The 21648-nt window shown below is 68.2% G+C and carries 22 protein-coding genes; 14 read left to right on the top strand and 8 right to left on the bottom strand.

Going from position 1 to position 21648, the window contains the following annotated elements:
* Nucleotides 1-13: 13 nt before the first annotated feature.
* Entirely contained in the window at nt 14-286 is a 273-nt protein-coding gene (locus AC3FJ6_RS17240) for a hypothetical protein (RefSeq protein ID WP_488772980.1), read from the bottom strand.
* A gap of 285 nt (nt 287-571) precedes the next feature.
* On the opposite strand from AC3FJ6_RS17240, the gene AC3FJ6_RS17235 reads away from it, so the two are divergent.
* From AC3FJ6_RS17235 to AC3FJ6_RS17210, 6 genes are read left to right on the top strand one after another with little or no spacing between them, the layout of a single operon-like run.
* A complete protein-coding gene (locus tag AC3FJ6_RS17235; RefSeq protein ID WP_488772979.1) occupies nt 572-1423 on the top strand; it encodes an STAS domain-containing protein in 852 nt (283 codons plus the stop codon).
* A gap of 14 nt (nt 1424-1437) precedes the next feature.
* Nucleotides 1438-1797 (top strand): STAS domain-containing protein, encoded by a 360-nt coding sequence (locus AC3FJ6_RS17230; RefSeq protein WP_153948243.1) that lies wholly within the window; start codon nt 1438-1440, stop codon nt 1795-1797.
* 1 nt (nt 1798) lies between these two features.
* On the top strand, nt 1799-2209 hold the full coding sequence (locus AC3FJ6_RS17225) for an anti-sigma regulatory factor (RefSeq protein WP_249640873.1): 411 nt from the start codon (nt 1799-1801) through the stop codon (nt 2207-2209).
* 28 nt (nt 2210-2237) lie between these two features.
* Nucleotides 2238-3230, top strand: a complete 993-nt coding sequence (locus AC3FJ6_RS17220; protein WP_488772978.1) for an ATP-binding protein — start codon at nt 2238-2240, stop codon at nt 3228-3230.
* Nucleotides 3231-3264: 34 nt separating this feature from the next.
* Nucleotides 3265-4230 carry a sensor histidine kinase gene (locus tag AC3FJ6_RS17215; protein WP_488773161.1) on the top strand — a complete coding sequence of 322 codons (966 nt, stop codon included), beginning with the start codon at nt 3265-3267 and terminating at the stop codon, nt 4228-4230.
* Entirely contained in the window at nt 4220-6190 is a 1971-nt protein-coding gene (locus AC3FJ6_RS17210; protein WP_488772977.1) for a hybrid sensor histidine kinase/response regulator, read from the top strand. The genes AC3FJ6_RS17215 and AC3FJ6_RS17210 overlap by 11 nt, the downstream gene beginning before the upstream one ends.
* Before the next feature lie 42 nt (nt 6191-6232).
* Here AC3FJ6_RS17210 and AC3FJ6_RS17205 read toward each other — a convergent pair whose 3' ends face one another.
* The 4 genes from AC3FJ6_RS17205 to AC3FJ6_RS17190 form a co-directional block, all read right to left on the bottom strand.
* Nucleotides 6233-6460 (bottom strand): hypothetical protein, encoded by a 228-nt coding sequence (locus AC3FJ6_RS17205; protein ID WP_488772976.1) that lies wholly within the window; start codon nt 6458-6460, stop codon nt 6233-6235.
* Nucleotides 6461-6687: 227 nt separating this feature from the next.
* The gene (locus AC3FJ6_RS17200; RefSeq protein ID WP_488772975.1) at nt 6688-7728 is read right to left on the bottom strand and encodes a lipase family protein; all 1041 of its coding nucleotides are present in this window, start codon (nt 7726-7728) and stop codon (nt 6688-6690) included.
* A gap of 37 nt (nt 7729-7765) precedes the next feature.
* On the bottom strand, nt 7766-9037 hold the full coding sequence (locus AC3FJ6_RS17195) for an LssY C-terminal domain-containing protein (RefSeq protein ID WP_488772974.1): 1272 nt from the start codon (nt 9035-9037) through the stop codon (nt 7766-7768).
* The gene (locus tag AC3FJ6_RS17190) at nt 9034-10326 is read right to left on the bottom strand and encodes an LssY C-terminal domain-containing protein (RefSeq protein WP_488772973.1); all 1293 of its coding nucleotides are present in this window, start codon (nt 10324-10326) and stop codon (nt 9034-9036) included. Before AC3FJ6_RS17190 ends, AC3FJ6_RS17195 begins: the two co-directional genes overlap by 4 nt.
* Before the next feature lie 259 nt (nt 10327-10585).
* Between AC3FJ6_RS17190 and AC3FJ6_RS17185 the strand changes: the two genes are divergently transcribed.
* The 6 genes from AC3FJ6_RS17185 (at nt 10586) to AC3FJ6_RS17160 (ending at nt 16326) form a co-directional block, all read left to right on the top strand.
* Nucleotides 10586-11146: a lipid-binding SYLF domain-containing protein gene (locus tag AC3FJ6_RS17185; RefSeq protein WP_153948238.1), complete on the top strand. Its 561-nt coding sequence runs from the start codon at nt 10586-10588 to the stop codon at nt 11144-11146.
* Nucleotides 11147-11580: 434 nt separating this feature from the next.
* Nucleotides 11581-12495, top strand: a complete 915-nt coding sequence (locus AC3FJ6_RS17180) for a dihydrodipicolinate synthase family protein (RefSeq protein WP_488772972.1) — start codon at nt 11581-11583, stop codon at nt 12493-12495.
* 97 nt (nt 12496-12592) lie between these two features.
* On the top strand, nt 12593-13237 hold the full coding sequence (locus tag AC3FJ6_RS17175; protein WP_488772971.1) for a TRAP transporter small permease: 645 nt from the start codon (nt 12593-12595) through the stop codon (nt 13235-13237).
* A 4-nt stretch (nt 13238-13241) separates the two neighbouring features.
* A complete protein-coding gene (locus tag AC3FJ6_RS17170) occupies nt 13242-14507 on the top strand; it encodes a TRAP transporter large permease (protein ID WP_488772970.1) in 1266 nt (421 codons plus the stop codon).
* A gap of 56 nt (nt 14508-14563) precedes the next feature.
* Nucleotides 14564-15565, top strand: a complete 1002-nt coding sequence (locus AC3FJ6_RS17165) for a TRAP transporter substrate-binding protein (protein ID WP_488772969.1) — start codon at nt 14564-14566, stop codon at nt 15563-15565.
* A gap of 74 nt (nt 15566-15639) precedes the next feature.
* Entirely contained in the window at nt 15640-16326 is a 687-nt protein-coding gene (locus AC3FJ6_RS17160) for a GntR family transcriptional regulator (RefSeq protein WP_488772968.1), read from the top strand.
* Between the two features lie 35 nt (nt 16327-16361).
* Here the strand turns inward: AC3FJ6_RS17160 and AC3FJ6_RS17155 are convergent, their stop codons facing one another.
* The 3 genes from AC3FJ6_RS17155 to AC3FJ6_RS17145 form a co-directional block, all read right to left on the bottom strand.
* Nucleotides 16362-17525 (bottom strand): CaiB/BaiF CoA transferase family protein, encoded by a 1164-nt coding sequence (locus AC3FJ6_RS17155; RefSeq protein WP_488773160.1) that lies wholly within the window; start codon nt 17523-17525, stop codon nt 16362-16364.
* A gap of 98 nt (nt 17526-17623) precedes the next feature.
* A complete protein-coding gene (locus tag AC3FJ6_RS17150; RefSeq protein ID WP_488772967.1) occupies nt 17624-18613 on the bottom strand; it encodes a Bug family tripartite tricarboxylate transporter substrate binding protein in 990 nt (329 codons plus the stop codon).
* A 35-nt stretch (nt 18614-18648) separates the two neighbouring features.
* Nucleotides 18649-19806 carry an acyl-CoA dehydrogenase family protein gene (locus tag AC3FJ6_RS17145; protein WP_488772966.1) on the bottom strand — a complete coding sequence of 386 codons (1158 nt, stop codon included), beginning with the start codon at nt 19804-19806 and terminating at the stop codon, nt 18649-18651.
* A gap of 136 nt (nt 19807-19942) precedes the next feature.
* Between AC3FJ6_RS17145 and AC3FJ6_RS17140 the strand changes: the two genes are divergently transcribed.
* Together AC3FJ6_RS17140 and AC3FJ6_RS17135 are read left to right on the top strand one after the other, a co-directional pair.
* Complete coding sequence (locus AC3FJ6_RS17140) at nt 19943-20728, top strand: IclR family transcriptional regulator (protein WP_488772965.1); 786 nt, start codon at nt 19943-19945, stop codon at nt 20726-20728.
* Complete coding sequence (locus tag AC3FJ6_RS17135) at nt 20725-21549, top strand: IclR family transcriptional regulator (RefSeq protein ID WP_488772964.1); 825 nt, start codon at nt 20725-20727, stop codon at nt 21547-21549. Before AC3FJ6_RS17140 ends, AC3FJ6_RS17135 begins: the two co-directional genes overlap by 4 nt.
* The last annotated feature ends 99 nt before the right edge of the window (nt 21550-21648 follow it).

Here is a 21648-nt window from a genome sequence, read left to right as displayed (position 1 = left end):
TATCCATCCGGATTCAGCCGGGGGCGCCTTCCTGGCCGGACTTGCCGGCATGCTGGGCGCGGTCGGCCTTGGCCTGGCCGCGGATATTGAGCACGGCCAGCGCGAACTGCAGCAACACCAGCGCCCAGGCGCCCGTATGCCATCCCCAGCCGACCCACATCGCGTTGCTGACCAGGAAGCCCCAGAACCCCGCCTTGCGGCGGCGTGCCGATTCGCTGCCCACCAGCCAGGTGGCCAGCACGGTCACAGCCATGGCGGGCCATTGCAGCGCGTCAAGCCAGTCCACAGTCACCCCTCCTTTGTCCGATGCTACAGACTAGACAGGGGCGTGCGGCGCCGTCAGCCGGGGCGGTCCCGTTCCCGTGTCGGCGCATTCTCACAAGGGCGGCGACCATGTTACCGATAAGGCGTCTGCGCCGCACCGCTGCCGGTAACGCCGATTTCGGTTGTGCCGTCAATCAGCCGGACGCCGATAGTGTGAGCTATCAATCTCTCCTAGAATGGGTTGGGATCACCATTCCGCCGCCACAGCCTTGCGGCCGGGCCTCCCCAACCCCATCATAGCCACGCCATGCGGACCCAAAACCTGCGACTTGCCGACTTCCTGCGCACCGAACACGAAGACATCCTGCGCGGCTGGACGGCGGAATACCATAACTATGCCGAGGGCCGCGGCCTGACGCAGAACGTGGCGGCCGAACAGACGGCCATCCTGCAAGGCCTGGAAGCGGGCCTGCGCGCCGACGGCGACGCCAGCAACTTCAATAACGGCCCGTGGGGCACGTTGCGCGACGCCCTGACGCACCTGTCCCGCAACCGCGCCGCCCAGGGCGAGACGGCCGACGTGACCAGCGGCTTCGTGCTGGCGCTGAAACGCCCGATCTTCGATGCGCTGCAGCGCCAGACCGGCGGCGTGGACGGTCAAATCGAAGTGATCTGGACCACCTCGGCCATCGTCGACCGCATGGCGCAGTGGACCGTTTCCGCGTACCAGAAGACGCGCGAGGACATCATCGTGCGCCAGCAGCACGAACTGATGGAGCTGTCCACGCCGGTCATCAAGCTGTGGGACGGCGTGCTGGCCGTGCCCGTGATCGGCACGCTGGACAGCAGCCGCGCGCAGATGGTCATGGAATCGCTGCTCGAACGGCTGGTGGAAACCGGCTCCCCACTGGCCATCATCGACATTACCGGGGTGCCCACCGTGGATACGCTGGTCGCGCAGCACCTGATGAAGACCGTGACCGCCATCCGCCTGATGGGCGCCGAAAGCATCATCAGCGGCATCCGGCCGCAGATTGCGCAGACCATCGTGCATCTGGGTATCGACCTGCAGGGCATCATCACCAAGTCGACGCTGGCCGACGCGCTGGCCACGGCCATGCGCATGACGGGGCACACGGTGACCCGCGACGCCAACTGAACCGCGAGCCAGCCATGGAACGAATTCCAATCCTGCGGATGGGCAAGCACCTGCTCGTCACCATCCAGATCGACATGCAGGACCAGACCGCCCTGCTGCTGCAGGAAGACCTGGCCACGATGGTCGAGAAAACCGGCGCGCACGGCGTGCTGATCGATGTGTCGGCGCTGGAAATGGTCGATTCCTTCATCGGCCGCATGCTGGTCAGCATCTCCGACATCAGCCGCATCCTGGGCGCCATGACCGTGGTGGTGGGTATCCGCCCGGCCGTGGCCATCACGCTGGTGGAACTGGGGCTGTCGCTGGGCGGGGTGAAGACCGCGCTCAACGTGGAACGCGGCATGGCGATGCTCGACGCCGCCCGGGTGCTCTGACGTGACGACCGAACTTGCCCAGGCGGGCAGCGCCCCGATCCGCGACGAGCGCGACATCGTGCACGCACGCGCCGTGGTGCGCACACTGACGGCCCAGCTGAAGTTTTCGCTGGTGGAGCAGACTAAGATGATTACGGCGGCCAGCGAGCTGGCACGCAACACGATGGTGTACGGCGGCGGCGGCGAGATGCGCTGGGAAATCCTGGCCGAAGGCATCCGGCGCGGGCTGCGCCTGCACTTCGAGGACCACGGGCCCGGCATTCCCGATGTCGAGCAGGCGCTGGTCGACGGCTGGACCACCGGCAGCGGCCTGGGCATGGGCCTGTCGGGCACGCGCCGGCTGGTGAACGAGTTCGAAATCCGCACGCAAGTTGGCGAGGGAACCTGTGTCAGCATCACTCGGTGGAAGTAAGGGCCACGGCCCGCATCACGCGGTGCCGATGAGCGACCCCAGCCGCGTGGGCGAAGCCCGGCGCCACGTCGCCGAGATGTCCGCACGGCTGGGGTTCGACGCCATCCAGTGCGGCCGCCTGGCGGTGGCCGTCAACGAGCTGGGCAACAACCTTGTGCGCCACGCGCAGGGTGGCCGGCTGTTGCTGGCCGCGTGCGAAGTGGACGGCAGCCTGGCCATCGAACTGATGTCGATCGACGACGGCCCCGGCATGGCCAACCTGCAGGCCTGCATGCACGACGGCTACTCCACGGCCGGCAGCGCCGGCCAGGGCCTGGGCGCTGTCAGCCGGCTGGCCGACGATTTCGATGTGCATACCCAGCCCGGCGCGGGCAGCCTGATCCTGGCGCGCTTCTATCGCGACCGCGACGCGACCGGCAATCCCCGCCGGCTGAACGGTGGCTTCGCCGTGGGCGCGATCTGCCTGGCCGCCCCCGGCGAGCAGGTCAGCGGCGATGGCTGGGGCGTGGCCGTACACGATCATCGTGCCGACGTGGTGCTGGTGGACGGGCTGGGCCACGGGCCCGATGCCGCCGCCGCCGCCACGGCGGCGCTGACGGTGTTCGACCCGCAGCGCGGCGGCAGCCCGGGGCAATACATCGAGCGCGCCCATGCCGCGCTGCGCGGCACGCGCGGCGCCGCCATCGGGGCCTACCGCATCGACGGCGGCACCCAGCGCATCCGCTTTGCCGGGGCGGGCAACATCCTGGGCCGCGTGATTTCCGGCATCGCCGACCGCACGCTGGTCAGCCAGAACGGCACGGCCGGCATCCAGATGCGCTCGGTGCAGGAACAGGAACTGGACTGGCCTGCCCATGCGCTGGTGATCCTGCATTCCGACGGCATCCAGTCGCGCTGGCAGCTCGACGACGCCACCGTGCTGCAGCGCGACCCGGCCATCGTGGCCGCCTTCGTACTCTGGAAATTCGCCCGCGGGCGGGACGACGCCACCGTGGTGGTGATCCGCCGCGCGGAGTTTTGAGATGACTGCCCCGGACGCGATCCCGGACGACGCCATGCCCAATCCATCCGAGCCATCCCCCACCGCCACCTTCGATGCACCCGACGACGTGGCCACGTTGCGCGCCGCGCTGCAAGCCCGCACGCAGGAAGTGGAAGCCTTGCGCGCCGAAATCGAGGAAACCAACCGCGGCGTGGTGGCGCTCTATTCCGAACTGGACATCCAGGCCGAACAGCTGCGCCACGCCACCGAGCTCAAGAGCCGCTTCCTGGCCTACATGAGCCACGAGTTCCGGACGCCCATCGTGGCCATCCAGAGCATCACGCGGCTGCTGATGGACCGCGTGGACGGCCCGCTCACGCCCGAGCAGGAAAAGCAGGTCGGCTTCGTGCGCGACACGGCCGCGGAGTTTTCGGAGATGGTCAATGACCTGCTGGATCTGGCGCGGCTGGAAGCCGGCCGTGTCGAGGTGTCGCCCGCCTGGTTCGACATGGTGGCGCTGTTCGACGCCCTGCGCGGCATGTTCAAGCCCGTGCTGACCAACCCCGACGTGTCGCTGATCTTCGAGGAACCGCACGGTGTCTCGAAGCTGTTCAGCGACAACCGCAAGGTGTCGCAGATCCTGCGCAACTACATCTCGAACGCGCTGAAGTTCACGCCCAGCGGCGAGGTGCGCGTGTCGGCCACCTGCGACACGCCGGACACGATCACGTTTTCGGTGCGCGATACCGGCATCGGCATCCCGCCCGCATCGCACGGCGAGGTGTTCCAGGATTTCGTGCAGATCGATTCGCCGCTGCAACGCCGCTATCGGGGCTCCGGCCTGGGCCTGGCGCTCTCGAAGCGGCTGGCCGAACTGCTGGGCGGCTACGTGGGCTTCGAGAGCGAGGTCGGCGTCGGTTCGCGGTTCTACGTGACGCTGCCCACGACCTACCCCAGCCCGGCCACCGCGCCCAATGCCAGTCCACCGGCAGCCCCTGCAGCCCCGGCCACCGGCTCCGGAGACGACCATGCCGGATGAAACCCGCAATGCACGCCTGCCCGGCGCTTCGGACTCGCTGGTGCTGGTGGTCGACGACAACCCGGTGACGCGCTACGCCACGGTACGCGTGCTGACCGCGGCAGGCTACCGGACGATCGAAGCCGAAAGCGGGCAGGAAGCGCTACAACTGGCCGACACCAGCGTGTCGGCCGTGGTGCTGGACGTCAACCTGCCCGATATCGACGGCTTCCAGGTCTGCCGCATGCTGCGCGACCGGCCCCAGACCGCGACCGTGCCCGTGGTGCACCTGTCCGCCACCTACGTGGCCGACTACGACAAGGTGCGCGGCCTCGATGCCGGTGCCAGCGCCTACCTGGTCCACCCGGCCGAGCCTGGCGTGCTGGTGGCCACCATTGCGTCGCTGCTGCGTGCCAGCGCCGCCGAGCGGTCGATGCGCGAGAGCGAGGCACGCTTCCGCGCGATCTATCACCAGGCCATCGGCGGCATCTGCACGCTGGACCTGGCCGGCCGCTTTGTCGACGTGAACCCGGCCATGCTGACGATGCTCAAGCGCACCGACGCCGAACTGGTGGGCCAGCCCGTGGCGGCCTTCGCCCCGGCGGCGTACCGCGACAAGATTGCCGAGGCCACCGGCCACGCGCGGGTGGACGGCTGGCAGGGCACGTTCCCGCTGGAGGACGCGCTCGGCGAGACCATGCACCTGGAGTGGAGCATCTCGCCCGTGCTGGAAACGGGGGTCAAGGTGGCCGTGGTGTCGAACATCACCGACCACATCAACCTGGAACGACAGCGCGAGCAGCTGATCGAGCGCGAGCAGGCCGCGCGGGCCGCCGTGGAGCGGCTGAACCGCATGAAGGACGACTTCATCGCCATCCTGTCGCACGAGTTGCGCAACCCGCTCAACGTGATTTCGGTGTGGACCCACGTGCTGGCGCGCCATATCGATACCGAGGAAGGCCGGCGCGGACTGGCCGCCGTGGAGCGCAACGTGGCCATCCAGCGCCGGCTGGTGGCCGACCTGGTAGACGTGTCGATGCTCAATGTCGGCAAGATGAAGCTCGAACGCGAGCGCGCCAACGTGGCCGAGGTGGTGCGCGGCGCGCTGGACACCATGCAGGCGCAGGCTGCCGAACGGCAGATCAAGCTGGAATTGCATCTGGCGCCGGCCACGGCGGAGTCGGCCTGGCTGGACGCGGCCCGCTTCCAGCAGATCCTGTGGAACCTGGTGTCCAACGCGATCAAGTTCTCGCCCGAGGACGGCACGGTGCGGATCGACGTGTCGTCCGACACCGACTACCTGCACGTGCGCGTGATCGACAACGGCCGCGGCATCCCGGCCGACTTCCTGCCGCTGCTGTTCGACCGTTTCACCCAGAGCGAGGACACCAACCGCCGCAAGCACGGCGGACTGGGCCTGGGCCTGGCCATCGTCAAGCACCTGTCTGAAATGCATGGCGGCACGGTGCGGGCGTTCAGCGCCGGGGCGGGACTGGGCGCCACCTTCGAGGTGATCATTCCGCTCGCCGATGCCGGCGCGCCGGAAGTGCCCGCCGCCACCGAAGCGGTGCCGGCGCTGCAGCAATCGGTGCCGCTGACGGCGCTGGACGTGCTCGTGGTGGAGGATGATGCCGACGCGGCGGCGGCGCTGTCCGCGATCCTGACGGAGTACGGCGCCCGGGTGCGTACGGCGCGCGATTGCGAAGAGGCACTGGACGAAGTGGCGCGCGTCACGCCGGATCTGGTCATCAGCGATATCGGCCTGCCCGGCCGCGACGGCAATGACCTGATCCGCGAGATCCGCGTACGCGAGGCCGTGGAGGCGCTGCAGCGCGTGCCCGCCGTCGCCCTGACCGCGTTCACGCGCCAGCAGGACCGCCGCGCCGCCATCGAATCGGGCTTCGACGCGGTGTGCGGCAAGCCGCTGCGGCTTCAGGAACTGATGGATGCCATCGAGACGGCGATGGCCCCGGCGCCATAGCGGCCGGCGCCGCGGCGCATCGCCAGTCGCACCTTGCGTGACTCAGACCAGCGCAAGCGCCGGCCTTGGCCGGGCCCTGAGCTGGGCGAGCTGGCGCGCCAATGCCTCGGCGGCGCCCTCCAGATTCTCCAGGACGACCTGATCTTCGTGCGGGTCCAGCCCGCATTCCCTAAGCTGCGCGACAACAGCCTGCTGCTTGGCGACCCGGGTCTGCAGATACTTGACGTACTGCTCCAGCATCGCCGCGTCGCGTAAGGCATTGCGTACCATCGCGATCTCCTGATCTGTGACATGGCTCACATCACGGTGTGAGCTATCCCCTCTGCCGCGACAAAGATACCGGACCTGAGCCGATTTTGCATGTCCATAAAGATATCTATACGGACATAATCGGTCGCACGTTCGATCCGCTAGATTGGCGACGCGCCCGGACACATCCCGGTTGCGGGTGCTTGACGGCCGCGCCGCCCTGGGCGCGGCATTTTTTTTGGACGTGGTCACCTGGAGGCCCCGCTCGCCAGATCCTCCTCGATGAACCGCAGCAACGCTTCCGTGAGGGCTTCGCGCGGATAGGCGTTGCGGGTCACGAACATGGCGCCGATGGTCGGGCGCGAGCGCGCGACCGGCACGGCCAGCGCCCAATGGTCGGCGTTGACGTACCCCACCAGCGCACTGCCCGGCACGATCTGGTCGTAGAAGATCACCTGGCTGTCGTTGCGGCCGTCGATGCGCGCCAGCTTTTCGTAGCTCGATTCAAGGATCGACGAAATGCGATCCGGGGCCGGGAACGTCACCAGCGAGTAATAGCGCGGCCAGCCGGGCAGCGTGTGGCCAGCCAGCCACGCCTTGCGAACCGCCGGCCGCAGGCTTTCCACGCCCCGGCCATCGCCGGCCTCGCACTTCGACCCGGGGAAGTGCTGCAGCAGGTTGGCCTGGTACTGCTCGGCGTCGTTGGCCAGCGGCGAGCCACCCACGGCACCGGCCGCGCTGACGACTGCCACCACACGGCTGCCGATTTCCGGATACCCGGCCACGGCCTCCAGGATGTCGGGAGCGCCCTTGGAATAGCCGATCAGCACGACATAGGGCCCGTCGGGGCCCGCTGGCAGCGCCAGGACGGCATCGCGCACCTGGCGCGCGTTGTGCGCCGAGCCGGACAGGGCATCCACCCGCAGCAGCACGGCATCGTAGCCAAACTGCCGCACATGGGTGGCCACCGTGCCGGGCGGATCGAGCCACGGCTCGAAGCACTCGTAGCCGATGCCGGGCACGATCATCGCCACCAGATGCCGCCGCGACGGACCCAGATCGACCGGCTTGCCGGTGCCGGCCGGCTCGGTCCCGACCCGCGTCAGCGCGTCTTCGCAAGGCCGGTGGTCAGGCAGGTCCTGCTGGCGCGCATTCAGGACGGCGCAATAGATCTCCCGGAAGCGCCCGCGTGCGTCGCGCACCCCCGCACTGGCGGCCGGCACCAGCGCCAGCGGCGGCGTGTCCGCGGAATACGGAACCAGTGGCTTCGATGCGCAGCCGGCCAGCATCAGGCAGGCACAGGCCAGTGCCCCGCCCCGCGGCAGCCTAGCGCGCCTGCGCGGTGTCCTCGGCGGCATGCTGATCCTTTTCGGTGGCGTCGGTCTTCGCGGGCTGGCCCAGGGGCACCCAGTCCAGGATCTCAAGATCCGCAATGCTGAGCGGCCGGGTCACGAAGAACATGACCGCGCGCAGACCGTCGGTAAAGTACCGCGCCCCGTTCAGGCTGCTGCGCTCCTGCTGCCGGATGACCGGCCCCACCCCGGTCACAAAACCGAGCTTCTCCAGGCCTTCGGAGTAGATGCAGTCCTGAACCACCATGTTCCGGGCCTCGTCCGCGTCTTCGTGCAACATGGACTGCGCCGGCGCAGCGCCGAGACGGCCACCGGCTGGCCGGCCAATCTGCAAGACGTAGACCGATTGCCCCCGATAGCGAAACGGCGCCAGCCAGGCACGCATCCAATTTGGTGACACCGACCCGGCAGGCCCCTGCTTGCGCAGGACGGCGTCCGGGACGCGGCCGAACACATACTGCGTGTCGTCGAGCGGCTGGTGGTTGCGGCGGTAGTTCCGGCGCACCATGGCCGCCCCGAAATCCTCCAGCCCGCCGATGGCCACCCCGTTCAGCGGATCGCCGCCGTGCTGGCCGCTGGCGTCGGTGGCGCAGCATGGCAGGCGTTCCAGCGCGGCACGCAGCGTCGCCATGTCCTGATAGTCAGTCACCTGCGGATCGGGGTACGTGAACAGCGACCGCGAGAAATTCGGGTCATCGGCGTCATCGGGCACCCTGAGGAACAGCGTGAAGACCACCAGGTGCTGATTGCCGAGCAGATCCACATTGAGCAGCTTGGTGCCGCGCGCGGCGTTGGTGAACACGATGCCCGAGCGGGTTTCACCGGGCGGCACGGGATTGTGGAATCCCGCCTGGTTGAACCAGTCGTCGATCTCGGCATTCCGGCTGCCGCTGAACCACCCGTGCAGCGACCACGCGACTTCGAGCGGCGAGAAGTAGTCGGGATCGGTGCCGGTACGCAGCAGCGCCAGCGACTGCGGGGTGTCGTTGCGCACCTCGATCCAGACCGGCTGCACCCCCAATGCACCGATATTCGCACCCAGCAGGCGGTGGCTTTCCATCTTGCCCAATACGACGGCGCGCAGCGTGATGCTTTCCTTCGTGACACTGACCGCCCGGGCTCGCAGCGGCGCGTCGCCGTCCGGGGCGGGCCGTTGCCAGGTGGTGCATCCCGCCAGCAGTAACGCCAGGCAGGCCATCAGCGCCAGGGCAGCCGCCCGATGCCGGACACCCGGAGCGGCCATCATCGCCCCACCCCGACACCCGTGGCACGGCGCCCGTCCGGCCCGTTTTCGTCATGCCAACTGAAGCGGCGGATCGCCGACAGCGACACGGGGCGCTGGTAGAACACCATGACCAGGCGGTCGCCGTCCGTGTAATACGGGTCGGTGGTCAGGTTCTGGCGCGGCGCCCGCTGCGGCGCCGGACCGACGCCGCCCACGTACCCGACCACGGCCAGGCTCTGGGAGTACGCCATGTCTTCGGCCAGCGCCGTGCGCGCCTCGTCGACATCGGGGTCGATCTTGTGGGTCGTCAGCGTTGGGGAATGGATCGTCATGCGGCTGCCGATATCGCGGCTGATCTGGCCCACCCATACCGGCTTGCCCTGATAGCGCATGGGGCTGAGCCAGAGCCGCAGGTGGTTGCGCTGGTGAACCGAATCGCGGGCCTTCTGCAGCGCCAGGTCCTGCGGACGGCCGAACAGGTAGAGATCGCTGACCGGCGCGTTCAGGTAGCGATCGCCCGACAGCGCCGATGTCACCACGCGCATGATGGCCCCCGACCATTTCGTCTCGGTCGGACGCCAGCCGCGCCGTACCAGGGCCGGGAAGGCGTCATCGAGGCCGCCCACGATGATCAGGTTCAACGGATCGCCGTTGCGCGAGCCGTCGCCATTGGTGGCGCAGCATGGCAGCGACTCCAGGGCGGCCCGGAATGCGGCATCGTCGTCGAAGTCACGGATGGCCTCGGGCGGATAGATCTCGCGCGTGAAGACCTTGCTGGCGTGATAGTCGCCCCGGAAGCCGGGCACCACGGTGAAGACCGAGAACGTGCGCGTGCGGCCATCGGCAGCCAGGTCGATCTGCACCAGCTTGACGCCTTCCTCCAGGCTGGTCAGCACCATGCCCGATACGGTCTGGCCGGGCGGCACCGGATTGCGGAAGGCCAGCGCCGCAAAGCGATCGTGCAGCTGGCGTTTCACATCGGCGGGCTCGTTCTCGGCGAACGCGTCGGCGGCCTCGGAGGCCGGGACAAAGTTGGGATCGAGCCCGGGGAACAGCAGGTAGTACGGCCGGTCGTCGTCATTGCGAACCTGCACCCAGACCGGCTGCGTGGCCTTGTGGGCCAACGGCACGCCATAGACGTCCGCGCTCTCGCGCGCCGACAGGACCGAGACGGCCACGCTGACGCCGCCGTCGGCACGCGTGACGGCCCGCGAGCGGAAGTCGCCCACGGCTTGCTGGCGCTCCGGCGCGGCACAAGCCGCCAACGCCAGCAACGCCATCGACGCACAAACCATAGCGGCAGATTTCATGGCTGCCCCGGCGAACGCGGAACCGACTGTCACGGGTTCGGAGCAGGCCGAAAGCTGGCCGCATCCGGGCCAGATTGCCGCACTGCCTTCCATCGTCTAGTCTGGGATACGTTCCCGCGTTTCACAAGAAAGAGCTGCCCCCTGGGCGCACGACAGTACGGTGAACCGGCGATCGAACGAGGCAACCGGCGTGTTGCACACTGGCCGGCGCTGCAAAAGCAAGGGGCCTGGCGCCCCGTTACGAAGAAAGGGGGCAGCAATGCATCGACGAATCGCCATCCTGGCACTCCCCACCCTGATCGCAGTCCCGGCGATCGCACTGGGCGCAAGCAAATCCGAAAAGCAGGCCGAGGTGCGCACGGCTGCGCAGAAGGCGCTGGATGCGCTCTACAAGGCGCAGCCATCGGCCCGCAGCGCCGTGGCTTCGGCGGCCGGGTATGCGGCTTTCAGCAATTTCGGCATGAAGATCCTGCTGGCCGGCAGCGGCACGGGTGAAGGCATCGCGGTCAATAACAAGACCAAGGCCATGACCTACATGAAGATGGTCGAGCTGCAGGCGGGCCTTGGCATCGGGGTCAAGAAGTTCCAGCTGGTCTGGGTGTTCGAGAAGGAATCCGCGCTGAACGACTTCATCCAGTCAGGCTGGACCTTCGGCGGACAATCGACCGCCGCGGCCAAGGCCGGCGACAGCGGCTCTTCCTACCAGGGCGCACTGGCCGTCGGGCCGGGAATCTGGCTCTACCAGATCACGGACAAGGGCCTGGCGCTGGAACTGACTGCCAAAGGCACCAAGTACTACAAGGATGACGAACTGAATTAAGTCGCTACAAAAAAGCCGCAGGCCCTGGGGCGGCAAGACCGGCCCCGGGGGATGACTTGCCTGTTGAACGGCCCCCGCGACGTCGCCGTGCCTGATCCAACCGATGCCCGCCCACGCGAGCCGTCTCGGTGCACGCCCCCGCCTGCGGTGCATGACGGCGTGCATGCGTGCCCCGCGATGTCCCATCGAGCCCCTTCCAGACCCCAGCCCTGCCCGCCCTGACCCGCGCCTGACCCGGCGTGCCCCCCGCCAATCCGCCGCCTGACGCCCTTTTCCGGCCCGCCGCCTATTCGGGTTTCCACTGGCATGGATCGTGCTGGATTATTTCGCAAAGATATCCTTAATATATTTAGAAGATATTTTCACGCGGCGCACCGGGGCGGCCGACAGACCGCCGGGTGCGCAGCCTCACCTTCCCGACCGAGGAGTTCCTCATGAGCAATCCGCGCTGGACCGGCATCTTCCCGGCCATCACGACCAAGTTCCACGCCGACGAGCGCATCGATGCCGAAGGCACCATCCGCCATATCGACTTCCAGATCCGCAACGGCATCCACGGCCTGGTCACGTGCGGATCGCTCGGCGAGGCCAGCACGCTGTCGCTGGAAGAAAAGCTCGACGTGGCGCGCATTGCGCTGGAGGCCGCCGACGGCCGCATTCCCGTGCTGGCCAATGTGTCCGAAACCAGCACGCGCGACGCGCTGCGCTACATCGACGGCGCCAACAAGCTCGGCGTGGCCGGCTTCATGGTCATGCCGTCGGTGATCTACGTGGCCGACGCCCGCGAGGCCATGCAGAACGTGCGCGCCATGGCCGAGGCGGCCCAGAAGCCGGTGATGGTCTACAACAACCCGGTGGCCTACCGGGTCGATCTCAAGCCCGAGCACATGGCCGAGCTGGCCGACTGCAAGTGGATCGCGGCCGTCAAGGAAAGCACCGGCGACATCCGCCGCGTGACCGACCTGCGCAACACCGTGGGCGACCGCTACCAGATCTTCATGGGCGTGGACGACCTGGCCTACGAAGGGCTGGCGCTCGGCTGCGACGGCCTGCTGGCCGGCGTGGGCTGTGCCTTCCCCCGCGAGACCGTGGCGCTGTTCGACCTCATGCGCGCCGGCAATTTCGCCGAGGCACTGAAGCTCTACCGCTGGATGACGCCGATGCTCCATCTCGACGTGTCGAACAAGCTCGTGCAGAACCTGAAGCTGATCGACGCCATCGTGGGCGTGGGCACCGAACACATGCGCCGCCCGCGTCTGCCGCTGATCGGCGAGGAACGCGCCTTCGTCGAAAAGGTCGTGCGCCAGGCGCTGGCCACGCGGCCGGCCCAGTACCAGTCGGTGGCCTGACGCGCGCGATGCCGGCCGGCGCCCTCCAGCGCGCCGACTGGCATCCAACTTGCACGACCCGGCCCGTCCGATATCCACGCACAGGAGCTTGACAGCCATGCCCGACCTCTCCTCGATCACGGCGGACGCAGCGCCCGCCAGCCCGCCCGTGGCCCGCCCGGTGCGCTGGGTGCTGCGCGCCTCCGACGCCGTGCTGGCCGTGGAGCGCCTGGCGCTTGGCGGGCTGATGACGCTGCTGGTGCTGCTGATCCTGCTGAACGTGGCCACGCGCTACGCCGGCCTGCCGCTGTACTGGGTGGACGAGGCGTCGGTCTATTCCGTGGTGTGGCTGACCTTCGTCGGCGCATCGGTCATGACGCGCCTGCGCCTGGATTTCGCGGTGGGGCTGCTGACCGAGCAACTGCCGCCCCGGCTGCAAAGGGCCGCCAAGGTCATCGCCACGGGCGGCGTGCTGGTGTTCGGCCTGGCCATGATCGCCATGTGCTGGCTGTGGATGGACCCGGTCGGCATCGCCAATTTCCACTTCGACGCAAAGGAATACGCGGCCCAGTCGTTCAACTTCCTCTACACCGAGCACACACAGACACTGGAATGGCCGATGTGGGCGCTGCAGTTGATCATGCCGCTGTTCGCCTGCACGCTGAGCCTGCATGCGCTGGCCAACCTGCTCGAAGACCTGGACCTGGCGCCGCGCCGGGCGTACCCCGAGTTCTACGTCGGCGATGCCGAATCGGTGAACTGAAGCCATGACCACCACCTTCTTCTTCTGCGCCGTGATGCTGGCCGGCGTGCCCATCGGCATCTGCCTGTGCCTGTCCGGGCTGGCCTTTATCTTCAGCACCGGCGACACCGTGCTGCTGCAGTCGTTTCCCACGCAGATGTTCGCCGGCGTGGACAGCTACGGCCTGATCGCCATCCCGCTGTTCATCCTGATCGGCGAGATCATGAACAGCGGCGGCATCACGCGCCGGCTGGTGGACCTGTCGATGGCCTTCGTCGGCTCGGTCAAGGGCGGCCTGGCCTACGTGAACATCCTGGCCAACATGCTGGTGTCGTCGATCATCGGCTCGGCCACCGCGCAGGTGGCCATCATGGCGCAGGTCATGGTGCCCGAGATGGAAAAGCAGGGCTACGACAAGACCTTCGCGGCGGGTCTGACCGTCTACGGCGGCATGCTCGGCCCCATCATTCCGCCGTCGGTGATGTTCGTGGTCTACAGCGTGCTGGCCCAGGTGGCGGTGGGCGACATGCTGATCGCCGGCATCCTGCCCGGCGTGCTGCTGACACTGCTGTTCTTCGTGATCATCGCCATCATGGGGATGTTCTACAACTACCCGCGCAGCGCCCGCCAGACGCTGCGCGAGCGGGCGACGACCGTGCTGCAGGCCAGCCCCACGCTGCTGATCCCGATCGTCATCGTCGGCTCGATCCTGGCCGGCCTGGCCAATCCCACCGAGGCCGCCGCCGTGGGCGCGCTGGCCGCGGCGCTGGTGGGGCGCTATGTGACGAAGGAATTCGACATGCGCACGCTGCCGGCCATCCTGCTGCGCTCGGCCATCTACTCGGCCATCGTGCTGTTCCTGGTGGCGGCGGCGGCCGTGTTCTCATGGCTGCTGATCTACGGGAAGATCCCGCAGATGGTCGCCACCTGGATCCAGACCGTGGCGCACAGCCCGATCGCGTTCCTGCTGCTGGCCAACGTCATCCTGCTGATCATCGGCACGGTCATCGACGGCATTCCGGGCCTGATCATGACCGTGCCGATCCTGCTGCCCGTGGCCACCGAGGTCTATCACATCGACCCGCGCCACTTTGGCGTGGTCATCGTGATCAACCTGGTGCTGGGGCTGATGTCCCCGCCCGTGGGGCTCAGCTTCTTCGTGGCGTCTGCCGTCACCGGCGCCAAGCCCGGCAAGATGTTCATGGTCACCCTGCCCTTCTTCCTGATCAGCTGCGTTGGACTGGTGCTGCTGTCGCTGTTCCCCAGCCTGTCCATCGGACTGCTGAAGTAGCCGCTTCCCCTTCCCTCTCCCCCCTCGACATCCCCCGAAACGTACAGGAGCCTGCCATGTCCCACTTCACCCGACGCCGCTTTCTGAAGACCACCGCGCTGGCCACCGCCGCCGCGCCGCTGGTGATCACGTCCACCACGCGCGCCGCTACCACGAAGGAATTCCGCCTGGGCCTGATCACGCCGGCCGGGCATTCCTGGAACCGCGCCGCCGTGGCGTTTGGCGAATTGCTGAAGAAGGAAACCGACGGCCGGCTCAGCGTCACGGTGTTCCACTCGGGCCAGCTTGGCAACGAATCGGCCATGATGCAGCAGTTGCAGTCGGGCGCGCTCGACATGGGCTGGATCCAGGCCGCCGAACTGGGCTCGCGCGTATCGAGCGTGGCCGCCATCAACGCGCCCTACCTGGTGCGCTCCACGGCCAGCGTGGCCAGGCTGGTGCGCACGCCGGCCGCGCTGAAGCTGCTCGATGCGCTGCCGCGCGAGACCGGCACCATCGGCCTGGGCTGGGGCATCACGGGCATGCGCGTGGTGTTCGCCACCAGGGACATCGGCTCGCCCGACGACCTCAAGGGCATGAAGCTGCGGATCAACCCCACGCCGGTCTACCGCGACTTCTACTCGATGCTGGGCGCCGCCCCCACGCCCATCCCCACCCCGGCCGTGTTCGACGCCATGACCAACGGCCAGGTGGACGGGCTGGAAGCCGACATCGAACTGTCCTGGAACCAGCGGTACGACAAGATCTCGAAGGCGCTGCTGCCGATGAACGCGCTGTTCATGCCGTTCGCGCCGCTGGTGTCGGGCCGCATCTGGGCCGGGCTCGATGCCAGGGACCGCGACCTGGTGCGGCAACTGGTCAACCAGGCGCTGACGGCGCAGATCAATGACATCGTGACCACCGAAGCCGGCCTGGTGGACAAGCTCAAGCGGTCGTCGGTGGCCTTCAAGAGCGCATCGAGCTACGACCCGCAGCCGGTCGTGAAGAAGTTCGACGAACTCTGGGTGGCCAAGGCCCCGGCCATCCCCGAGCTGCGCAAGATCGGCGCCACGCTCTGACGCACCGTCCGCCTGCGGCATAATGACGGCCACCGCCAGCCCGCCGGCTGGCGGGCCCCGCTCCTTCGTTCGAGATGCCTAACGCTTCCAGTTCCCTGGGTACGACCGCACACGCGCCGGAAACCGGCAAGCGCCGCGCCGCCGATATCGCCTATGACCGGATCGAGACCATGATCTCGAAGCTGGAGATTGCGCCCGGCAGCCCCGTGGTGGAGGCCGAACTGGCCGAGATGACCGAACTGGGGCGCACGCCGGTGCGCGAGGCGCTGATGCGCATGGTGTCGATGGGCCTGATCGTGCAGCAGCCGCGGCGCGGGCTGATGGTGTCGACCATCGACGTGATGGACCACCTGGACGTGATTGCCACCCGCCGCGTGCTGGAACGGCTGATCGCCGCCAGCGCCGCGCGGCGCGCCACCGACGCCCAGCGCAAGGCGCTGATGGCCAGCGCCCAGAAGATGGTCAAGGCGGCCCAGCGCGGCAACCTGGACGAATACATGGCCGCCGACCAGGCGCTGGACCACGTCAACCATGCCGCCTGCCGCAACCGGTCGGCCGTGAAGGCCGTGATCCCGCTGATCGTGCAGTGCCGCCGCTTCTGGTACGCCTACCAGCACGAAGGCGAGATTGCCGAGGGCGCCCAGGCGCACCAGGCGATGGCCAGCGCCATCGCCAGCGGCAACGAGGCCGAAGCCGCGCGCGGCGCCGACCTGCTGATGGACTATCTGGAACGGTTCGCGCGGCGGGTGATCGACGCCTGACCGCCGCGCTTCCCCACCCCCCCCCGCAGCCTCCCTCAGACCGCCCCGTCGCGCTTCAGCCCGTCGATATCGTCGGCGGTCAGCCCCAGCCCGCCATACACCTCGGCATTGTGTTCGCCCACGCCCGGCCCGCTGCGCGCCGGGGCCGGCGCATGCCGGGAAAACCTTGGCACCACGCAGGGCGCCGGAATCGTGCCCAGATCCGGATCGGGCAGCCGCACGATGGCCTGGCGCGCCTGGAAGTGCGGATCGTCGACGATATCGGCAATCGAGAAGATCTTGCTGAACGGAATCTCGTGCGCGGCTAGCGCCTGTGCCACGGCCGCGTAGGCATGCGCCGCGAACCAGTCCTTGATGGCCGCGTCCAGGGCGTCCAGATGCCGCACCCGCGACGGATTGGTGGCAAAGCGCGCATCGTCGGCCATGGCCGGCTGGCCGATGGCCTGGCACAGCCGCCGGAAGATCGGTCCCGACGAGGCCACCAGCGACACCCACTGGCCGTCAGCCGTCGCGTACATGTTCGACGGCGCCGTGTACGTGGCCCGGTTGCCGGCACGCTCGCGCACCTGGCCCAGTTGCTCGTATTCGACGGCCAGCGGTTCCAGCACGCGGAACAGCGCCTCGGTGGCCGCCAGGTCGATCTCCTGGCCCGGCATGGTCTCGTTGCCCGCGCGGCGGCGCTCGGCCATGGCGCTGGCGATGGCAAACGCGCCAAACAGGCCGGCCACCATGTCGCCCATCGGATAGTTCATGTGCAGCGGCGCGCCGCCGGCTTCGCCGGTCAGGTTCGTGAATCCGCTCATCGCCTCGAAGATCCGCGCAAACCCGGCGCGCTGCGCGTAGGGGCCGGTCTGGCCGAAGCCGGTCAGGCGCAGCACCGTCAGCCGGGGATTGGCGCGATGCAGCGTGGCCAGATCCAGGCCCCAGCGGTCGAGCGTGCCGGTGCGGAAGTTCTCGACCAGCACGTCGAAGTCGGGCAGCAGCTTCAGGAACAGTGCACGGCCGGCCGGCTTGCGCACGTCGAGCGTGATGCCGCGCTTGCCCCGGTTCGTGACCTTCCAGTACAGCGCCAGATCGCCCTTGACCGGCGCCAGGCCGCGCAGCGGATCGCTGCCGTCGGGCAGTTCCAGCTTGACCACCTCGGCGCCCATGTCGGCGCACAGCGCGCTGGAAAACGGCGCGGCCAGCACCGTGGCCATGTCGAGGATGCGGATGCCGGCCAGCGGGCCCTGGCCTGCGTGCCCGGATGCCTGCGCGGATGCGTGCGGGGTTGCGTGAGTGGATGCGCGCGTCATCGTCAGTCCAGCGTAGTGCCGGTGGATTTCACCAAGGCCGCCCACCAGGCGGTATCGGTCCGGATCTGCTGCGCGAACTGCTCGGGCGAATTGCCTACCGGCTCGGCACCCTGTTCGACCAGCCGCTTGCTGATCTCGGGCCGCGCCAGTACCTTGACCATGGCCTGGTTCAGGCGATCGACGATGGGGCGCGGCGTATGGGCCGGCACCATCAGCCCCTTCCACGCCGTCACCATGTAGCCCTTGAGCCCGGCTTCCTCGGCGGTGGGCACGTCTGGCGCACCCGAGGCGCGCTTCTCGCTGGTCACCGCCAGTGCCCGTAGCTTGCCCGATTGCACGTGCGGCCAGATCGCCGGCATGTTGTCGATCATCAGCGTGATATGGCCGGCGATCAGGTCGGCCACGGCCGGGCCGCTGCCCTTGTACGGCACATGCTGCATCTTCAGGCCGGCGGTCTGGTTCAGCAGTTCGCCCGCCAGTTGCGCAGGGCTGCCGTTGCCGGGCGACCCGAAGGTGATCCGGTTCGGATGCGCGCGGGCATAGGCGACGAACTCCTTGACGTTCCTGACCGGCAGCGACGCGTTGACCGCCATCATGTTGTGGTCGCGGGCAATCATCGTGACGGCCGCCAGGTCGCGCGCGGGGTCGTAGCTCATCTTCGCGTACAGGCTCGGGTTGATGGCGATCTGCCCGGCGGCGGCCATCAGCAGCGTGTAGCCGTCCGGCGCAGCCTTGGCCACGATATCGCCGCCGATATTGCCGCCTGCGCCGGGCCGGTTCTCGACGATCACGGTCTGGCCCAGTTCCTCGCGCAGCGGCTCTGAAATCAGCCGCGCGACGATGTCGGTGGACCCGCCCGGCGCGAATGGCACCACCAGGCGGATTACCTTGCTCGGATATTTCGCATCGGCGTCGGCCGCGTGGGCCGGCATCATCGGCATCACGGCCATGCCGCACGCCAGGCCGGCGGCAATCAGGATGGGCTTGAACATGTTGTCTCCGTCTTTCTCTGTGCTACGGCAGCCGCTCAGCGGGTGCCGGCCTGCGCGAACGTGCGTTTGGCAATATTGAGCTGGTGGATCTGGCTGGTGCCCTCGTACAGCCGGAACAGTCGCACATCGCGGTAGAAGCGCTCGATGCCGTAGTCGGCGATATAGCCGTAGCCGCCAAACAGCTGCACGCAGCGGTCGGCCACGCGGCCGCACATCTCCGACGCGAAATACTTGCAGATCGACGCCTCCATCGTCACGTCCTGCCCGTCGTCGCGCTTGCGCGCCGTGTCCAGGATCAGCGCGCGGGCTGCGTGGATGTCGGTCTGGCAGTCGGCAATCATCGCCTGCACCAGCTGGAAGTCGGCCAGCACCTGCCCGAACTGCTTACGCTCGGTGACGAACCGCACCGCATCGTCGAGCATGCGGATGGCCGGTCCGGTGCACAGCGCGGCCAGGTGGATGCGCTGCTTGTTCAGCACCTTCATCGCCGTCCTGAAGCCCTGACCTTCCTCGCCGCCGATCAGGTTGGCGGCCGGCACGCGGCAATCGTTGAAATAGACCTCGGACACCGGCGATCCGGCCTGCCCCATCTTCTGGTACGGCTGCCCGGTGCCAAGCCCCGGCGTGCCGCGCGGCACGATGAACGCCGAGATGCCGCCCGCGCCGGCCTTGTCCGGATCGGTGCGCGCCATCACCGTGAAGAGCCCGGCAATGGGCGCATTGGTGATGAAGCACTTGGTGCCGTTCAGGATGTAGTGATCGCCATCGCGCACGGCCGTGGTCTTGAGCGCCGTGGCGTCGGAGCCTGCATCGGGCTCGGTCAGCGCGAACGACCCGGTCAACTCGCCACTGGCCAGCAGCGGCAGGTAGCGCGCCTTCTGCTCGGGCGTGCCGTCGGCCACCAGGGCCTCGGAGCCGATCCCGGTATTGGTGCCCACACGGGCCCGGAACGCCACCGAACACTGCGACAGTTCCATCGCGGCCAGCACCAGTTCCTCGGTGGTCATGCCCGCGCCGCCGTATTCCTCCGGAATCGAATAGCCGAACATGCCCTGCGCGGCCATGGCGTCCACCACGTCCTCGGGCACCAGGTCGCGCGCGGCCACCTCGGCTTCGCGCGGCACCAGCCGCTCGCGCACGAAACGGCGCAGCGACTGCAGGAACGGCTGGAATACGTCCGGATCACGAATCATCGTCTCGCTCCCTCGATCTCTTGTCTTGTGATGGGCCCAAGCGTACCGCCCGCTTCGATATGCCGGCATCATTGTTTCGCTATCTTGAACACTCGACGGTCCGGCGCCATACTGGCTTCGGTAGGATGACAACCCGATGCCCGCACCCAAATCTCCCCGCCACCATCCCGATCCGGCCTTCGCCACCACGCTGGCGCACGGCCTGGCGCTGCTGCAGTGCTTCCGGGTGGGCGAAACGGTGCTCAGCAACAAGGAGCTGGCCGAACGCACGGGGCTGTCCAAGGCCACCATCAGCCGGCTGACCTACACGCTGGCCGTGCGCGGGCTGCTGCTCTATGACGACCGGCTGCGCCGCTACCGGCTGGGATCGACGGCGCTGTCGCTCGGGTATCCGCTGCTGGCCAGCCTGCGCGTGCGCCAGGTGGCGCGCCCGCTGATGAAGACGCTGGCCGACCGCATGGGCGGGTCGGTGTCGCTGGGCCTGCGCGACCGCCTGCGCATGGTCTATGTGGAAACCAGCCGGGGCCACGACGCCATCGCGTTCCGGCCCGATATTGGCGCGTCGCTGCCGATGCTGGCGTCGGCCATCGGCCGCGCCTGGCTGGCCCAGGCACCTGCCGACCTGCGCGCCACCGTGCTGGCGGGCCTGCGCGAGGCCGAGCCCGACGACTGGCAGCGCCATGCGGGCGCCATCCCGGCTGCCATCGACGATCTGGCGACGCTTGGCTTCACGCGCTCGGCCGGCGACTGGCTGCCCGATGTCCACGCCGTAGCCGTGCCCATGCGGCAGCCGACCGATGGCGAAACGCTGGTGTTCAACTGCGGCGTGCCCGCCACCCGCATGAGGCCCGGAAAACTCGAACGCGAGATGGGACCGCGCCTGATCGAACTGGTGGCAGACGTCGAGGCGCTGCTGGCATGACACGCGAGATCCTCCCCGGCAACTCCGCCCCGCCTTTGCCAGCCACGGACGACGACCCGGCCGACCGCCAGTTCGCCCGCACGCTGGCCAACGGCATCGACATCCTGCTGGCCTACCGCCCCGGCGAAGCGCTGCTGGGCAACCGCGATTTCGTGCAGCGCACTGGGCTGTCGAAATCCACGGTGGCGCGGCTGACACACACGCTGGCCGTGCTGGGCTACCTGCGCCATGAGGCGGCGCTGGGCAAGTACCGCCTGGGGGCGCCGGTGCTGGCGCCCGGCTACCCGCTGCTGGCCAGCATGCAGATCCGCCAGGTGGCGCGCCCGCTGATGAAGGCGCTGGCCGATGAAACAGGCGGCGCCGTGTCGCTGGGCATCCGCGACCGCACCCAGATGATCTACGTGGAAACGGCGCGCTCGACCGACAACCTGGTGATGCCGCCCGATATCGGCGCGGCACTGCCCATGCTGACCACCGCCATCGGCAAGGCATGGCTGTGGCGCGTGCCGGCCGCATTGCGCGATCCGGTATTGAACCGCCTGCGGCTGGCGTCGCCCGACGCCTGGCGCCGCGCCGAACCGGCCCTGGCCCAGGCGCGGCACGACCTGGACGTGCTCGGCTATTGCTCGAACCGGGCCGAATGGCGACACGACGTGTTCGGCTTCGCCGTGCCGCTGTGCAAGCCCGTCGATTCCCAATGGTTCGTGGTCAATGGCGGCGTCCCGGCGCGGCCGGGCACGTTCGATACCGTGCAGAAGCGCGTCGGGCCACGCCTGGTCGCCCTGGCGCGCACGCTGGAAGACCTGCTCGGACTGCGCTGACCGCCTGCCGGCCCCCCGGCCATCAACGGACCGGCGCGCCTGTCTTGTCCGGATTGCATGCCCGCTGCGACGTGTTGGAAATATGACGAAGCCCCTGGG

It is taken from the genome of Cupriavidus sp. 94F1 (assembly GCF_057798875.1).
This window is presented reverse-complemented; position numbering and strand designations above follow the sequence as displayed.

Excerpts from the sequence above, each read along its gene's own strand:
- AC3FJ6_RS17235 (WP_488772979.1), top strand. The coding sequence starts at position 572 with ATGCGGACCCAAAACCTGCGACTTGCCGACTTCCTGCGCACCGAACAC.
- AC3FJ6_RS17230 (WP_153948243.1), top strand. The coding sequence starts at position 1,438 with ATGGAACGAATTCCAATCCTGCGGATGGGCAAGCACCTGCTCGTCACC.
- AC3FJ6_RS17220 (WP_488772978.1), top strand. The coding sequence starts at position 2,238 with ATGAGCGACCCCAGCCGCGTGGGCGAAGCCCGGCGCCACGTCGCCGAG.
- AC3FJ6_RS17215 (WP_488773161.1), top strand. The coding sequence starts at position 3,265 with ATGCCCAATCCATCCGAGCCATCCCCCACCGCCACCTTCGATGCACCC.
- AC3FJ6_RS17210 (WP_488772977.1), top strand. The coding sequence starts at position 4,220 with ATGCCGGATGAAACCCGCAATGCACGCCTGCCCGGCGCTTCGGACTCG.
- AC3FJ6_RS17205 (WP_488772976.1), bottom strand. The coding sequence starts at position 6,460 with ATGGTACGCAATGCCTTACGCGACGCGGCGATGCTGGAGCAGTACGTC.
- AC3FJ6_RS17200 (WP_488772975.1), bottom strand. The coding sequence starts at position 7,728 with ATGCTGGCCGGCTGCGCATCGAAGCCACTGGTTCCGTATTCCGCGGAC.
- AC3FJ6_RS17195 (WP_488772974.1), bottom strand. The coding sequence starts at position 9,037 with ATGATGGCCGCTCCGGGTGTCCGGCATCGGGCGGCTGCCCTGGCGCTG.
- AC3FJ6_RS17190 (WP_488772973.1), bottom strand. The coding sequence starts at position 10,326 with ATGAAATCTGCCGCTATGGTTTGTGCGTCGATGGCGTTGCTGGCGTTG.
- AC3FJ6_RS17185 (WP_153948238.1), top strand. The coding sequence starts at position 10,586 with ATGCATCGACGAATCGCCATCCTGGCACTCCCCACCCTGATCGCAGTC.
- AC3FJ6_RS17180 (WP_488772972.1), top strand. The coding sequence starts at position 11,581 with ATGAGCAATCCGCGCTGGACCGGCATCTTCCCGGCCATCACGACCAAG.
- AC3FJ6_RS17175 (WP_488772971.1), top strand. The coding sequence starts at position 12,593 with ATGCCCGACCTCTCCTCGATCACGGCGGACGCAGCGCCCGCCAGCCCG.
- AC3FJ6_RS17170 (WP_488772970.1), top strand. The coding sequence starts at position 13,242 with ATGACCACCACCTTCTTCTTCTGCGCCGTGATGCTGGCCGGCGTGCCC.
- AC3FJ6_RS17165 (WP_488772969.1), top strand. The coding sequence starts at position 14,564 with ATGTCCCACTTCACCCGACGCCGCTTTCTGAAGACCACCGCGCTGGCC.
- AC3FJ6_RS17160 (WP_488772968.1), top strand. The coding sequence starts at position 15,640 with ATGCCTAACGCTTCCAGTTCCCTGGGTACGACCGCACACGCGCCGGAA.
- AC3FJ6_RS17155 (WP_488773160.1), bottom strand. The coding sequence starts at position 17,525 with ATGGCCACGGTGCTGGCCGCGCCGTTTTCCAGCGCGCTGTGCGCCGAC.
- AC3FJ6_RS17150 (WP_488772967.1), bottom strand. The coding sequence starts at position 18,613 with ATGTTCAAGCCCATCCTGATTGCCGCCGGCCTGGCGTGCGGCATGGCC.
- AC3FJ6_RS17145 (WP_488772966.1), bottom strand. The coding sequence starts at position 19,806 with ATGATTCGTGATCCGGACGTATTCCAGCCGTTCCTGCAGTCGCTGCGC.
- AC3FJ6_RS17140 (WP_488772965.1), top strand. The coding sequence starts at position 19,943 with ATGCCCGCACCCAAATCTCCCCGCCACCATCCCGATCCGGCCTTCGCC.
- AC3FJ6_RS17135 (WP_488772964.1), top strand. The coding sequence starts at position 20,725 with ATGACACGCGAGATCCTCCCCGGCAACTCCGCCCCGCCTTTGCCAGCC.